The organism is Kitasatospora cheerisanensis KCTC 2395 (assembly GCF_000696185.1).
In the GTDB taxonomy this organism is placed as follows: Bacteria; Actinomycetota; Actinomycetes; order Streptomycetales; family Streptomycetaceae; genus Kitasatospora; species Kitasatospora cheerisanensis.
Genome location: NZ_KK853997.1, coordinates 1,072,384 through 1,086,337, shown reverse-complemented (window position 1 = coordinate 1,086,337; position 13,954 = coordinate 1,072,384). Strand labels below are relative to the sequence as shown.

Annotated in this window: 11 protein-coding genes and 1 pseudogene; 7 read left to right on the top strand and 5 right to left on the bottom strand. The window is 74.9% G+C overall.

Translation table 11 applies throughout. From position 1 onward, the window contains the following. The first annotated feature begins 309 nt into the window (after positions 1 to 309). Positions 310 to 573 carry a hypothetical protein gene (locus KCH_RS04780; protein WP_035859301.1) on the top strand — a complete coding sequence of 88 codons (264 nt, stop codon included), beginning with the start codon at positions 310 to 312 and terminating at the stop codon, positions 571 to 573. Positions 574 to 619: 46 nt separating this feature from the next. Here the strand turns inward: KCH_RS04780 and KCH_RS43970 are convergent, their stop codons facing one another. Together KCH_RS43970 and KCH_RS43965 are read right to left on the bottom strand one after the other, a co-directional pair. After that, positions 620 to 991 (bottom strand): hypothetical protein, encoded by a 372-nt coding sequence (locus KCH_RS43970; protein ID WP_051653879.1) that lies wholly within the window; start codon positions 989 to 991, stop codon positions 620 to 622. A gap of 247 nt (positions 992 to 1,238) precedes the next feature. Then, a pseudogene (locus tag KCH_RS43965) lies at positions 1,239 to 1,718 on the bottom strand (TerD family protein); the annotation flags it as partial. A 412-nt stretch (positions 1,719 to 2,130) separates the two neighbouring features. Between KCH_RS43965 and KCH_RS04765 the strand changes: the two are divergent. Next, positions 2,131 to 3,687 carry a PP2C family protein-serine/threonine phosphatase gene (locus tag KCH_RS04765; RefSeq protein ID WP_051652742.1) on the top strand — a complete coding sequence of 519 codons (1,557 nt, stop codon included), beginning with the start codon at positions 2,131 to 2,133 and terminating at the stop codon, positions 3,685 to 3,687. 28 nt (positions 3,688 to 3,715) lie between these two features. On the opposite strand, the gene KCH_RS04760 is transcribed toward KCH_RS04765, so the two are convergent. Together KCH_RS04760 and KCH_RS04755 are read right to left on the bottom strand one after the other, a co-directional pair. Beyond that, complete coding sequence (locus KCH_RS04760; protein WP_035859296.1) at positions 3,716 to 4,285, bottom strand: DUF4240 domain-containing protein; 570 nt, start codon at positions 4,283 to 4,285, stop codon at positions 3,716 to 3,718. A gap of 144 nt (positions 4,286 to 4,429) precedes the next feature. Then, on the bottom strand, positions 4,430 to 5,293 hold the full coding sequence (locus tag KCH_RS04755) for a universal stress protein (protein ID WP_035859294.1): 864 nt from the start codon (positions 5,291 to 5,293) through the stop codon (positions 4,430 to 4,432). 288 nt (positions 5,294 to 5,581) lie between these two features. Between KCH_RS04755 and KCH_RS04750 the strand changes: the two genes are divergently transcribed. Further along, positions 5,582 to 6,241 carry a helix-turn-helix domain-containing protein gene (locus tag KCH_RS04750; protein ID WP_157031901.1) on the top strand — a complete coding sequence of 220 codons (660 nt, stop codon included), beginning with the start codon at positions 5,582 to 5,584 and terminating at the stop codon, positions 6,239 to 6,241. A gap of 374 nt (positions 6,242 to 6,615) precedes the next feature. Continuing rightward, entirely contained in the window at positions 6,616 to 7,812 is a 1,197-nt protein-coding gene (locus KCH_RS40965) for an alpha/beta hydrolase family protein (RefSeq protein ID WP_035859290.1), read from the top strand. On the opposite strand, the gene KCH_RS04740 is transcribed toward KCH_RS40965, so the two are convergent. After that, complete coding sequence (locus tag KCH_RS04740) at positions 7,703 to 9,016, bottom strand: MFS transporter (RefSeq protein WP_035859288.1); 1,314 nt, start codon at positions 9,014 to 9,016, stop codon at positions 7,703 to 7,705. The genes KCH_RS40965 and KCH_RS04740 overlap by 110 nt on opposite strands. A gap of 359 nt (positions 9,017 to 9,375) precedes the next feature. On the opposite strand from KCH_RS04740, the gene KCH_RS04735 reads away from it, so the two are divergent. From KCH_RS04735 to KCH_RS04725, 3 genes are all read left to right on the top strand, one after another. Next, a complete protein-coding gene (locus KCH_RS04735; RefSeq protein ID WP_051652741.1) occupies positions 9,376 to 9,963 on the top strand; it encodes a CGNR zinc finger domain-containing protein in 588 nt (195 codons plus the stop codon). 36 nt (positions 9,964 to 9,999) lie between these two features. Beyond that, on the top strand, positions 10,000 to 11,493 hold the full coding sequence (locus tag KCH_RS04730; RefSeq protein ID WP_035859286.1) for an SDR family oxidoreductase: 1,494 nt from the start codon (positions 10,000 to 10,002) through the stop codon (positions 11,491 to 11,493). Between the two features lie 145 nt (positions 11,494 to 11,638). Next, entirely contained in the window at positions 11,639 to 13,858 is a 2,220-nt protein-coding gene (locus KCH_RS04725) for an NADP-dependent isocitrate dehydrogenase (RefSeq protein ID WP_035859284.1), read from the top strand. Positions 13,859 to 13,954 lie beyond the last annotated feature (96 nt).

Here is a 13,954-nt window from a genome sequence, read left to right as displayed (position 1 = left end):
CGGGCAACGCGGCCGCCCTTCCTGGCGCGGAGTGGGGGATGCCGTGGCCACCCGCCCGGGGCCACCGGTGTCCCGCACCGTAGGGGCGTCGTCGGTGGACCGTCAAGACTTCGCGCAGCACCGGCCTCCGCCCCCGGAGCCCGACCGACCGGTTCGAGACACAAGTGAGCACAGGGACGGCGGATACGGACGGGAAGCCGCCGGGACACCGGTACGCCGGGACACCGGTACGCCGGGACACCGCTACGCCGGGAAGGAGCCCGATGGGGAGCTGCTCGGGCGATGAACCCGGCTCGCTAGGGTTCCGACGTGTCGAAGACCAGCGTGAGCAACGAGACCGAGAGCATGCTCTGCCTGTGGGTGGAGCCCTGGGGAACCGATCACTGGATGCGCCCCGGTGAGGAGTTCACCGTGGTGACGGACCTGGAGCCGGAGGAGGCTCCGTTCAACGTCGTCGTTCACGCCCAGGGCATTTCGGTGTGGGTGAACTCGGCCAACGACGCCCAGGTGTTCGCGAAGGACGGCAGCCACGTGCCGTGCGGGCACCAGCGTCCCGACGACCCGGGATGGTGAGCCGCGCCCCCGGACCGGGCGGGTGCGGGGGCGCGACGGGGAGCGGTCAGTCCTCGTAGTAGTTGTTGACGATCACGTCCGGGCTGTCGTCGCTGAGGGCCTCGTTGAGGAGGACGCCGCCGACCAGGCCGGCCGCGCCGGCGCCGATGAGGGCGCCGGTGCCGTACCGGCGGCCCTGGGGCTGCTCGGCCGGGTAGCCGCCGCCCTGGTGGGGAGCGGGGTAGCCCTGCTGCGGGGCGGGGTAGCCCTGCTGGGCGTAGCCCGGGGCGGCGGGCGCGGTGTAGTACGGCGGCGGGGTGGTCTGGACGCGCTGGGCGCAGGCTCCGCAGGAGTGGATCTGGCGCGGGACGCCCCACTGCGGGGACCAGAGGACGGCCGTGGTGCCGGGGCCGTGGGCGGGGTCGAAGAAGCAGGTCATCGGGGAACCTCCGACGGTCTCGGGCAGGACGGCGACGGGCGGCGCGGGGACCGCGACGGGCACGGGGGCCGGCGCGGGCACGGGCGCGACGGCGGGCACCGGCGGGACGGCGGGAGCCGGGGCCGCAGGAGCAGCGGGGCGGCAGGAGCCGAAGCGGCCGGGGCGCCGGGGCGAGGACCGCGACGCCGAAGTCGGTGGCGATGCCGGCCAGGCCGGAGGAGTAGCCCTGGCCGATGGCGCGGAACTTCCAGCCGCCGCCGTGCCGGTAGAGCTCGCCGAAGACGACGGCGGTCTCGGTGGTGAGTTCGGGGCCGAGCTCGTAGCGGGCGAGTTCCGCGCCGCTCGCCGCGTCCGCCACGCGGACGTACGCGCCGCGCACCGAGCCGAACGCCTGCCGGCGCTGTTCGGCCTGGTAGACGGCGACCGTGAAGACGATCCGCTGCACGCCCTGCTCGACCGCGCCGAGCTCGACGCGGAGCTGTTCGCGGTCGGTGCCGTCGCCGGGATCGCCGAGGTGGGTGACGGCGCCGTCGGGGCTGGTGAGGTTGTTGAAGAACACGAAGTGCTGGTCGGAAAGCGCTTTCCCAGCGCTGTCGCACAGCAGCGCGTTCGCGTCCAGGTCGTAGTCGTCGGCGGCCTGCCAGCCGAGGCCGATCAGGACGGTCGCGGGGCCCTTGCCGTCCCGGAGCACGGGAACGTTGGCGCCCTTCGCCAAGGCCGTTGACATGCTGCTCCTCCAGTCGAACCGTGAGTCGTGCCGACGATCGTCCGGTGCTCTCCCGGGACCGTCCGACGACCTGTCAGAAGACCGGCCGGACGATCGGTCCGAGGAGCGCTCCGAAGATCGTTCCGAGCCGACAACGCCCCGCCTGAGCAGGGGGTTCCCGGTCCGGGAGGCGGGTGGTGACGTATCGTCGGACCTGCCGGTGGCGGTGCTCACCCGTCCGGGCCGGTGCGGTCGCCGGGCGGTGGGGCGGGCCGGAACAGTGGCAGGGAACGCCGAGCGGAGAGGGGCGGGGCTTGTACGGGCGAGCCGAACAGGCCGACTGGGGCGAGGCGCTGCGCCGGACCGTCCGCCGGCTGCGCGAGGAGCTCCCCGGCCGGACGTCGGCCTGCCGCCCGGGCCGCCGCCGCAGATCGTGCCGGACGCCGCCCTCGACCCGGACCTCGCCCGCCCGCCGGACCAGGACCTGCACCGCCTGCTGGACGCCGTCCCGCAGGCCTCGCTGCTCGCCGAACCCGTCCGCGACGGCGACGGCACCGTCCTCGACCTGGCCGTGGTGATCGTCAACGAGTCCGCCGCCCGGCACCCGTACCACCCGGAGCAGCTGGCGGGCCGGGCCGCCGACGGGCACGGCCTGTCGCTGCGCGAGGCGTACCCCGGGCTGTGGACGGAGCCGGTCGCGGCCGCCGTCGCGGAGGTGCTGCGCACCGGGCACGCCGCGCGCGACCTCGCCGTCCGCTGGGAGGGCGCCGGCCCGGACGGCAGCGCCCGCAGCCGCCGGGAGCGGCTCACCGTGCACCGCCTCGGCCGCCGCCTGCTGCTGCTGTGGACCGACGACCGGACGGAGGAGGTGGCCAGGGCCGCGCAGCGGATCGCCCGGGTCGGCTGGGCCGAGTGGAACCTGCGCGACGGCCGGCTCGACGTCTCGCCGGGCCTGGCCGTGCTGCTCGGCCGCACCCCCGACACCGAGACGATGACCACCCACCAGGTGCTCGGCCGGGTCACCGAGACCGCCCGCCCCGCGCTCTACCGCGAGCTCGACCGGCTGTTCAGCACCGGCGCCGACATCGACGTGCTCACCGAGCTGTACGGCGTCGGCCGCCCCCGCCGGATCAGGCTGGTCGCCGAGGTGGTGCGCGACGAGGACGGCCCGATCGAGGGCCTGCGCGCCGTCCTGCAGGACGTCACCGAGCTGTACGAGAGCCAGCGCCGGCTGCGCGAGCAGCAGGAGGAGACGGAGCGTCAGGCCCGCCGGGCGGACGCCGAGCACAGCGTCGTGCAGCGCCTCCAGGACGCCCTGCAGCCGCGCTCCGCGACCCTGGTCGGCCTCGGCGTGACCTCCGCCGTCGCCTACCGCCCGGCCGAGGGCCGGGTCGGCGGCGACTGGTTCAAGGTCCGTCAACTCCCGGACGGGCGCGCCCTGCTGGCCGTCGGCGACGCCCGCGGGCACGGGCTGGACGCGGTCGCGCTGATGTCGATGCTGCGGCACGCGCTGGCCGGGCTGGCGTTCACCGGCGCGCTGGTGGAGTCGCTCGGCGGCTGGCTCAACCGGATCGCCTGCGACGACAGCGACGAGTCCACCGCGACCGCGATCGTCTCCCGCTACTACCCCGACCGGCACCTGCTGCGCTGGATCTGCGCCGGCCACCCGCCGCCGGTGCTGCTTCGCGACGGCCGCGCCTCGCTGCTGCCCGCCGAACTCGGCCCGCCGTTCGGCGTCCTCCCGGTGGTCGCCTACCGGGCCGTGGAGACCCACGTCCGGGCCGGCGACACCGTGTTCTTCTACACCGACGGCCTGATCGAACGCCGCGACCAGGACATCGACGTCCGCCTCGACGCCCTCTGCGCGGCGGTCGAGGCGCACGCCGCCGAGCCCGTCCTGCAGACCTTGGTGGACGTCGTGGTCCGCGACATGTCCGGCCCGCTGTCGGAGGACGACGCGACGCTGCTGGCGTTCCGCTTCGACCGCTGACCGGCCGTCAACTGCCGTCTTTCGGCGGTCAGTCGACCAGGTAGAGGGCGGCCAGCCGGGGCAGCCGGCGCTCCATCTCCTCGTCGTCGTCGAAGTCGAACTCCTCGCCCATGCCCGCCTCCGGGTCGGCCGGGCTCTCGACGCCCTGCTCGGCGCGGTACAGGTCGTACGCCGGGTAGAAGGCCTCGCGGTCGCCGGTGCGGCGCTCGAAGGCGTGCGGCGCGACGTAGTTGACGGCCTCGTTGAAGAACAGCCCCTCCGCCTCGAAGGGGTCCTCGCCCGCGGCGGCGGGGTGCTCGGCGAGCGCGTCCGGCGAGGCGAGGACCTTCTCGTACCAGGCCCGGCCCTCGGCGATCACGCCCGCCCGGAAGTCCATGAACGAGTCGTCGGAGCAGCCGCCGCCGATCAGGTACGCCGCCGCCCACACGTCCCACCGGTACAGGGCGCCGTGCAGGCGCATGAAGCAGTCCTCGAAGCGGAAGATCTCCGGCTCCGGGAGGCCGGCCAGCACGTCGACCAGCGCCTCCTCGACGGGGAGGGCGGGGGTGGTCGCCGCGCGGGCGGCGTCGATCAGCTGCCAGAACTCGTCGTTGTCCATGGCGGTCAGCCTGCCCGCAGGGACTGACAGCGGGCGTCCGGCCGGCGGCGAACGCACGGCCGCCCCGTCCACACCCGGAGGCGGTGGGTGGGGACGGGGCGGCCTGGTGACCCGGCCGGGGGAGGAGCCGGGGGCTGAGGGGCGTCAGTCGTGCGGGACGACTGCGACCGGGGCCTGCGCGTGGTGGATCACCGCGTGCGCGACCGAGCCGAGCTTCGGGCCGAGGTTGAGGGTGCGCGAGCGGCGGCCCACCACCACCAGGTCCGACTGCGCGGACGCCTCGACCAGTGCGGCCGCGCCGCCACCGGTGCGGACGTCCTCCAGCACCAGCGTCCGCGGGTACTTCTCGCGCCACGGCGCGACCGCGTCGGACACCATGCCGACGGCCAGCGCGCCCAGCTCCTGGCGCTCGCTCTCCACCGGGATCCAGCCCGCGTAGCCGTACGTCGGCGGCAGCTCCCAGCCGTGCACGACCCGCACCCGGGCACCGCGCAGCTGGGCCTCCTCGAACGCGAACTCCAGGACGGCGTCGGCCGGTTCGAGCGCGTCGAAGCCGACTGCGACCTCCGGCTCGGGCGAGTCCGGCATCGGGCCGCCCTCCCGGACCAGGATCACCGGAGCCTTCGAACGGCCGGCCACGCCCAGGCTCACCGAGCCGACCAGCAGGCCGCGGAAACCGCCGAGGCCGCGGGTGCCGATCACCAGCAGCTGACCCTGCTCGGCGGCGGCCGTCAGCCCGTCGATCGCCGAGTCCGGCACCAGCTCGGTGGAGACCGCCACCCCCGGGTACGCGGTCGCCAGCTCCTGTGCGACGTCGCCCAGCATGGTCTGCGCGCCGGTCTCCAGATCGTCGACCTTCACCAGGTCGTTGGCCTTGCGCCCCAGGTAGGGCCAGGCGTGCAGCAGCCGCAGCGGCGCCCCCCGGCGGTCGGCCTCCCGGGCCGCCCAGTGGGCGGCGGCCCGGCTGCGGACGGAGGCGTCTACGGCGGCGAGAACGGGACGAGTCATGGCAGTGCCTTTCCCTGGTCGAGTCCCCCGCGGGCCCTGCCGCCCGCTCCGGGAGTCGCAGCCCACTCTTCTCCCACCCCCGGAAGGCTGCCAGGGTCGCGGGGCCCGCACGGGTGGGCCGTTGGTCCCTTCGACGGAGGCGGAGCCGGAGCGGGCGGATCCGGTTCGGGCCCGGGCGGGGCGGGCCGGGGCGGGCCGGTCTCGGGCGGTTCGGGTCCTAGGCCTCTGCCTAAGCCGCCGCCCGCCGGGCATGCTGGACATACCACCGCAAAACGGGAGGTGACCGACGTGACCACCGACCACGCAACCGCCCCGAGGGCCGCGCTCGCCCGGCGCTTCGCCGACCGCCTCGCCGACCTCGGACTCACCGAGGCGCAGGCCGCTGCCCGGGCCGGCATGTCGATCGCCTACCTGCGCCGGGTGCTGGACCTCGGAGGCGACTTCGACCCACCGGCGCTGCTGCGCCTCGCCGCCGTCCTCGGCCTCGAGTACCAGGAGCTCGTCGCCGGCCGGCCCGCGGAACGCGTCCGCACCGCCGACCCCGACCGCGGGCCGCTCGTCGGCCCGCCCGTGCTCGGCGAACTCGACGAGGCCGAATGCTGGACCCGCCTCGGCAGCAACGGCCTCGGCCGCCTCGCCCGCACCGGCCCCGACGGCCCCGTGGTCCGGCCCGTCGGCTACCTGGTGCACGACCGGACGGTGCTCTACCGGACCAGCCCGGACGGGGTGCTCGCGCCGGGCGCGGGCGGCGACGCCGCGTTCGAGGTGGACCGCGCTGACACCGAGCTGGGCGAGGGCTGGAGCGTCCTGATGATCGGCCCGCTGGAGTACGTCACCGAACCCGCGCTGCTCGCCGAACTGCCGCAGCCGCCCGCGCACGGCCGCTGGGTCCGGCTGACCCCGACGACCGTCACCGGCCGCAGCATCCGCACGCCCCGCGCGAGCTGAGCCGTCGCAAGTCCGCCCCGGGCCCCGCGTCGTCCTCACATCCGACGCGGGGCCCGGGGCGGTGAAGCAGCGCCGCCCGCCACATCGGGCCGCGTGCCGCCGGACGGCGTGCGGTGTCCACCTCCGCAACCCGTCCGAGCCTACGGCCGCCACGGTAGTTCGCCCGCGCGGCACGGGAGTTGGCACAGCGTTCACAACACCCTGCAACGCGTTCACGCGGCCGGCGCGGGTGGGTCGGCGCGGGGTGGGTCGGTGTGGGGGTGGGGCAGTGCCGGGTGGGCCTCGCGCCGATCTCGGGGTGTAGCCAGCACCACCCCGAAGAGTGAACCCTGCATGAGCGACCGGTCAGGGCGGGGCGGGGCAGCATCGTGCCTGTGAACACCACTTCGCACGTCAAGCGCCGTATCGGCGCCGTCGCGCTCCTGGGTCTCGCCGCATCGGTGGCCGCGAGCGGCACCGGACTCGCCGCCACCACCCCGCCGTCCACCGTGCACGCGGCCGCCGCCACGGCCGTCGCCGCGCCCGCGCGGTCCCTCCAGGGCACGCTGCCCGCGCCGACCGGCCGCTACGCCGCCGGCGAGGAGGTCATCCAGCTCACCGACGCGACCCGTCCCGACCCGTGGGTGCCGTCGTCCGGACCGCGCCGGCTGGCCGTCACCATGGTCTACCCGGCCGTCCCCGGGACGGGGACCCCGGCCCCGTACATGACCCTCGCCGAGGCCGCCGGACACATCCAGCGGGCGAAGATACCGGCGAGCTCCGGCATCACCCCGGAGAACCTCGCCGGCGTCACCACCCAGGACTTCGACGGCGCGCGGCCGCAGCGCGGGAAGTACCCGCTGGTGGTCCTCTCGCCCGGGTTCGGGGATCCGCGCATGATGCTCACCTCGCTCGCGACCGACCTGGCCAGCCACGGCTACGTGGTCGCCCTGGTCGGCCCCACCCACGAGGACAGCGGCGAGACGCTGGCGAACGGCGAGACGCCGCCGTGCGCGATCTGCGACGACCCGAACCTCGACATGGACACGGTCACCGCCAGCCGCGCGCTGGACATGTCCTTCGTGATCGACCGGTTGACGCACGGCAACTCCGCGTGGCCCCTGGCCCACCTGATCGACAAACACCAGATCGGCATGGCCGGGCACTCCATCGGCGGAGCGGCCGCGGCCGACACGATGGTCGCCGACCCGCGCGTCCGGGCCGGGGTGAACATGGACGGCACCTTCAGCCCGGCCCCGATGCCCGGCCAGATCGACCGGCCGTTCCTCATGCTGGGCGCCGCCGCCTACCACTCGACCGGCGGCCACGACAACTGGGGGCAGTCCTGGGCCGCCCTCGGCAGCCACAAGACCTGGCTGGCGGTCACCGGCGCCGACCACCCCAGCTTCACCGACGTGGACCTGCTGAAGCAGCAGGCCGGGTTCCCGGTGCCGCCCCTCGACCCCGAACGCGGCATCGAGCTCACGCGCGAGTACGTGACGGCGTTCTTCGACCAGTCGCTGAAGTCCGTCCACAGCCCGCTGCTGGACGGCCCCTCGCCGAACAACCCGGAGGTGCTCTTCCAGCACTAGCCAGCCGGACGCCGGCGAGAGCCGGGAGCGGCCGGGAGTGACAGGGGGTTTGCGAGGCCCGGTCAGGTGCGGGTTCTTGCCGGGGCGGGCCGGCGCGGGCCGGGGAGGGGAGCAGGGCGGTGGCGGCGGTGAGGGTGGCGGCGAGGGCGAGGGTGACGGGAGCGGATCGGGTGGCGAGCGGGCCGGCGAGGGCGGTGCCGAGGGCGAAAGCGGTGATCTTGAGGCTGGCGCCGGTGGTGAAGATCTGGCTGCGGAGGTGGTCGGGCGCTTCGCGGTGGCGGACGGCGAACAGGCCCGTGAGCTGCGGCCCCTCGCCGAGGCCGGCCAGGGCGGCCGCGGCGACCAGCAGGAGCGGGTGCGCCGTCGCGGCGAGGGCCAGGGCCGCCGCTTGCAGCAGTGCGCCGACGCGGACCGCGGCGTCCGGGGCGAGCAGGTCGGGGCGGCGGGCGAGAGCGGCGTTCGCCAGGAGCGCGGCCACCGCCGTACAGGCCAGCAGGAGCGGGCCGCGGCTCGCGCCGCCCAGTGCGGCCTCACCCAGCAGCGGCAGGCAGGCGGCCAGCATGCCCTGGCCCGCGCTGGAGCCCAGCGAGACGACGGTGGCCCGGGCCAGCGCCGGACGCTTCGTCAACACCCGGAAACCCGCGACGAGTTCGGTGCGGACGGCGGGCCGGTCGTGGCGGGTGTCGGTGCGGGCGGGCAGGGTCCAGGCCGCGGGCAGGGCCACCGCGATCAGGCCGGCCGCGACCAGGACCGCCGGGCCCGGACCGAACGCCACCGCGACCGCGCCCGCGAGCGCCGGGCCGGCGAGAGCCGCCACGCCGTAGGTCATCGCGTCCAGGGCGTTCGCCCGGGCCAGCCGGTCACCGGGAGCCACCCGGGGCAGTTGGGCCGTCCAGCCGCCGGACAGCGCCGGGCCGAGCAGCCCCGCCGCCGCGGCCAGCAGCAGCACGGGCGGCAACGGCAGGCGGTCCAGCGCCAGCAGGACGCCGAGCAGCCCCGCGGCGTACAGCGCCAGCGCGACGGCCAGCAGACGGCCGGGGCGGCCGGCCCGATCGAGCCGGACACCGAGCAGCGGGCCGCCCAGCGCCGAAGCGGCCGTCAACGCGGCCAGCAACGCGGACGCCTCGCCCGCAGAACCGGCCACGGCGAAACCCGCCAGCAACAGCGCCGGCCCCGACATCTCGTCACCGGTCCGGGCAGCCACGGCACCCGCCAGGCAACGGCGGAGGAAAGAACTCCTGATCACCCGCCGGACGCTACGTCGGTAACGGAAAACTGGACAAGGTGCGTTACCTCCGGTCGCGCCGACCGCGACGGCCGCCACGGCCACCCCCGACGAGCACCGGCAGGAGTGGGGAGGCAACGGCCGGACGCCAGAACCCCATCCTCAAAGGCGCGCCGTCGGCAGCAGGGCGGGCCCTGACGTTCCGTCACCGGGTGCTGGCGGTCGTCGGGAGTCCGGGGCACCCGCCCCCGCCCGCCGGGAGCGCGGCCCGCCCGCCAGGAAAGCCCTCCTGATCGCCGCAGTAACGGAACGGGGGCAGAGGTGCGTTACATTCGGGCATGCCCACCACCCCCGACGCCCCGCCGTTGCGGCCCTCCGTGGCGACCTCGGCGAGTCGTGCTGCCGCCGTGATCAACGCCTTTGCCGCCGGTGACCCCGGCCCGGAGGAGCTTGAGGGGATTCTGCGCGCTCATGGCGAGCCCGATCCCGTCCGGGTCACCGGGGAGGATGTGGAGGCGTTGCGGGCCGCCGCCGGCCTGTTGCGGGAGGTGTTCGCGGCACCCGACACCGACCGTGCCGCCGCCGCGCTCAACCGCTTGCTGCGCGAGCGCACCGGGCCGTTGCGGCTCACTGCTCACGGCGGGACGGTCGGCTGGCACCCGCACCTGGACGGGGACGACGACGTACCGTGGGACGAGTGGCTGATCGCCTCGTCCTGTCTGGCGCTCGCGGTGCTGCTGTGGGAGCGCGGCCGCCCGCCCGGCGGGGTCTGCGCGGCGGCGCGGTGCGGGAACGTGTACCTGACGCAGGGGAGCGGGCCGGAGCGTCGCTACTGCTCGCGTCGCTGCGCCACGCGCGAACGCGTGGCGGCGCACCGGCGCGCCCGGGTCGCGCGGACGCGGCAGGAGCCGCCCGGGCGGGGATGATCGGAGGGAGCGGGGCGGAGCGAGGAGGCGGTGACGGTGCGGTGTCTGGTGACCGGGGCGACCGGGTATCTCGGAGGGCGGCTGGTGCCGGAACTGCTCGCGGAGGGCCACCGGGTGCGCTGCCTGGTCCGCGATCCGGCCCGGCTGCGTGACCATCCGTGGCGCGGGGCGGTGGAGGCCGTCGCGGGGGACGTCACCCGGCCCGAGACGCTGGACGGGCCGTTCGAGGGCGTCGACGTGGCCTACTACCTGGTGCATTCGCTCGGTACCGGCCCGGACTTCGAGGCCGTGGACCGGGAGGCCGCCCGGGCGTTCGGGCGTGCCGCGGCGCGGGCCGGTGTCCGGCGGATCGTCTATCTCGGCGGGCTGGTGCCCGTCGACGTGCCGGAGGGGCGGCTCTCGCCGCACCTGCGGTCGCGGGTCGCCACCGGCCGGGCCCTGCGGGAGGGCGGGGTGGCGGTCACCGAGCTGCGGGCCGCCGTGGTGATCGGCTCCGGCTCGGCCTCGTTCGAGATGCTGCGGTACCTGACCGAGCGGCTGCCGGTCATGGTCACCCCGCGCTGGGTGGACACCCGGATCCAGCCGATCGCGGTGCGCGAGGTGCTGCGCTGCCTGGTCGGCGCGGCCGGCCTGCCGGACGTCCCGGAGACCGACCGGGTGTTCGACATCGGCGGGCCCGAGGTGCTCACCTACCGCGCGATGATGCAGCGCTACGCCCGGCTGGCGGGGCTGCGCCGGCGGCTGATCGTCTCCGTGCCGGTGCTGACGCCCGGCCTGTCCTCGCACTGGGTCGGCCTGGTGACGCCCGTGCCCGGCGCGCTGGCCCGGCCGCTGGTGGAGTCGCTGCGGCACGAGGTGGTGTGCGCCGAGCACGACCTCGCCCGGTGGATCCCCGACCCGCCCGGCGGCGCGATCGGGTTCGACGAGGCCGTCACCCTCGCGCTGCGCCGGATCCGCGACGACGAGGTCACCACCCGCTGGTCCTCCGCCTCGCTGCCCGGCGCGCCCAGCGACCCGCTGCCCACCGACCCGGACTGGGCCGGCGGCAGCCTCTACCAGGACGTCCGGGAGCGGCACGTCGACGCCTCCCCGCAGGCGCTGTGGCAGGTGGTCGAGGGCATCGGCGGCCGGAACGGCTGGTACTCCTTCCCGCTGGCCTGGTCGGTGCGCGGCGCGCTCGACCGGCTCGCCGGCGGCGTCGGGCTGCGCCGCGGACGCCGCTCGGCCGGCCGGCTGCGGGTCGGCGACTCGCTGGACTTCTGGCGGGTCGAGGAGATCGAACCCGGCCGGCTGCTGCGCCTGCGCGCCGAGATGCGGCTGCCCGGACTGGCCTGGCTGGAACTCACCGTCACCCCCGACGGCGAGGGCGCGACCTACCGCCAGCGCGCACTGTTCCACCCGCACGGCCTGGCCGGGCACGCCTACTGGTGGTCGGTGGCCCCGTTCCACGCCGTGGTGTTCGGCGGCATGGCCCGCAACATCGCGGCCCGCGCGGAGGCCCTCCGGGAGATCCGCGCGGAGGCCCGCTGAGCTGCGCGGGGCCGCCCGCGCGGGCCCTGCCGGAGGTCCGGCCGGGCCGCTCCGGGCGACCCGCGCGGGGGGTTGGTTGCGGAGATGCCCCCGAGTCGAGATATCTTGACGTCAAGACGTTGCAGACGTGGAAGCTGGAGCTACGGTGACTGACTCGACCATCATCTACACCCACACGGACGAGGCCCCCGCCCTCGCCACGTACTCGTTCCTGCCGGTCGTCCAGGCTTACGCCTCCACCGCCGGGGTGAGCGTGGAGACCCGCGACATCTCGCTGGCCGGTCGGATCATCGCCGTCTTCCCGGAGTACCTCCAGGAGGACCAGCGCATCGCGGACGCGCTCACCGAGCTGGGCGAGCTGGCCAAGACCCCGGGCGCCAACATCATCAAGCTGCCGAACATCTCGGCGTCCATCCCGCAGCTGAAGGCCGCCATCGCCGAGCTGCAGGCCCAGGGCTACGCCCTGCCCGAGTACCCGGACGAGCCGAAGACCGACGAGGAGCGCGACATCCGCGCCCGCTACGACAAGGTCAAGGGCTCCGCCGTCAACCCGGTGCTGCGCGAGGGCAACTCGGACCGCCGCGCCCCGCTGTCGGTGAAGAACTACGCCAAGACCCACCCGCACCGGATGGGCGCCTGGTCGGCCGACTCCAAGACCAACGTCGCCACCATGGGCGTCAACGACTTCGCCTCCACCGAGAAGTCCGCCGTCATCGCCCGGGACGGTGCGCTGCGCATCGAGCTGGTCGGCGAGGACGGCGCCGTCACCGTGCTGCGCGAGAGCGTCCCGGTGCTGGCCGGCGAGGTCGTCGACGCCTCGGTGATGCGGGTCGCCGCGCTGAACGAGTTCCTCGCCGCGCAGGTCGCCCGCGCCAAGGCCGAGGGCGTGCTGTTCTCCGTGCACCTCAAGGCCACCATGATGAAGGTCTCCGACCCGATCCTGTTCGGCCACGTGGTCCGCTCGTTCTTCCCGAAGACCTTCGCCGCGTTCGGCGCCGACCTGGCCGCCGCCGGTCTGAACCCGAACAACGGCCTCGGCGGCATCCTGGCCGGCCTGGACAAGCTGGCCAACGGCGCCGAGATCAAGGCCTCCTTCGACGCCGAGATCGCCGACGGCCCGGCCCTGGCCATGGTCGACTCCGACAAGGGCATCACCAACCTGCACGTCCCCAGCGACGTCATCGTGGACGCCTCGATGCCGGCCATGATCCGCACCTCCGGCCACATGTGGGGCCCGGACGGCCAGGAGGCCGACACCCTGGCCGTTCTGCCGGACAGCTCCTACGCGGGCGTCTACCAGGCCGTCATCGACGACTGCCGCGCCCACGGCGCGCTCGACCCGGCCACCATCGGCTCGGTCCCGAACGTCGGCCTGATGGCCCAGGCCGCCGAGGAGTACGGCAGCCACGACAAGACCTTCGAGATCGGCGCCGCCGGCACCGTCCGCCTGGTCGACACCGACGGCGAGACCGTCCTGGAGCAGCCCGTCCAGGCCGGCGACATCTTCCGCGCCTGCCAGACCAAGGACCTGCCGATCCAGGACTGGGTCAAGCTGGCCGTCACCCGCGCCCGCGCCACCGGCGACCCGGCCGTGTTCTGGCTGGACGAGAACCGCGCCCACGACGCCGTGCTGATCGAGAAGGTCAACAAGTACCTCCCCGAGCACGACACCGAGGGCCTGGACATCCAGATCCTGTCCCCGGTCGAGGCCACCAAGCTCTCCTTGGAGCGCATCCGCCGCGGCGAGAACACCATCTCCGTCACCGGCAACGTGCTGCGCGACTACCTGACCGACCTGTTCCCGATCCTGGAGCTGGGCACCAGCGCCAAGATGCTGTCGGTCGTCCCGCTGATGGCGGGCGGCGGCCTGTTCGAGACCGGCGCCGGCGGCTCCGCCCCGAAGCACGTCCAGCAGCTGGTCAAGGAGAACTACCTGCGCTGGGACTCGCTCGGCGAGTTCTTCGCGCTGGCCGCCTCCTTCGAGCACCTGGCCACCACCACCGGCAACGCCAGCGCCAAGGTCCTCGCCGACACCCTGGACCGCGCCACCGGCACCTTCCTCAACGAGGACAAGTCGCCGTCGCGCCGCCTGGGCGGCATCGACAACCGCGGCAGCCACTTCTACCTGTCCCTGTACTGGGCCCAGGAGCTGGCCGCGCAGACCGAGGACGCCGCGCTCGCCGCCGCGTTCGCGCCGCTCGCCGAGACGCTGGCCGCGCAGGAGCAGGCCATCGTCGACGAGCTGATCGCCGTCCAGGGCCAGCCCGCCGAGCTCGGCGGCTACTACCAGCCCGACCCGGCCAAGGCCGCCGCCGTGATGCGCCCGTCGAAGACCTTCAACGACGCGCTCGCCACGCTGGCCTGACGCCCCGTCAGCACCCCGCGCACGCCGTCGCCGTCCCCCTCGCGGGGCCGGCGGCGGCGTGCCGCGTCGTGGGCGGCCGACACACAGGGCGAGGGT

What these genes read in the sequence shown, in the direction of transcription:
- KCH_RS43970 (WP_051653879.1), bottom strand. Translation starts at nt 991, where the DNA reads ATGACCTGCTTCTTCGACCCCGCCCACGGCCCCGGCACCACGGCCGTC.
- KCH_RS04760 (WP_035859296.1), bottom strand. Translation starts at nt 4,285, where the DNA reads ATGGACAACGACGAGTTCTGGCAGCTGATCGACGCCGCCCGCGCGGCG.
- KCH_RS04755 (WP_035859294.1), bottom strand. Translation starts at nt 5,293, where the DNA reads ATGACTCGTCCCGTTCTCGCCGCCGTAGACGCCTCCGTCCGCAGCCGG.
- KCH_RS04735 (WP_051652741.1), top strand. Translation starts at nt 9,376, where the DNA reads ATGCCCACCACCCCCGACGCCCCGCCGTTGCGGCCCTCCGTGGCGACC.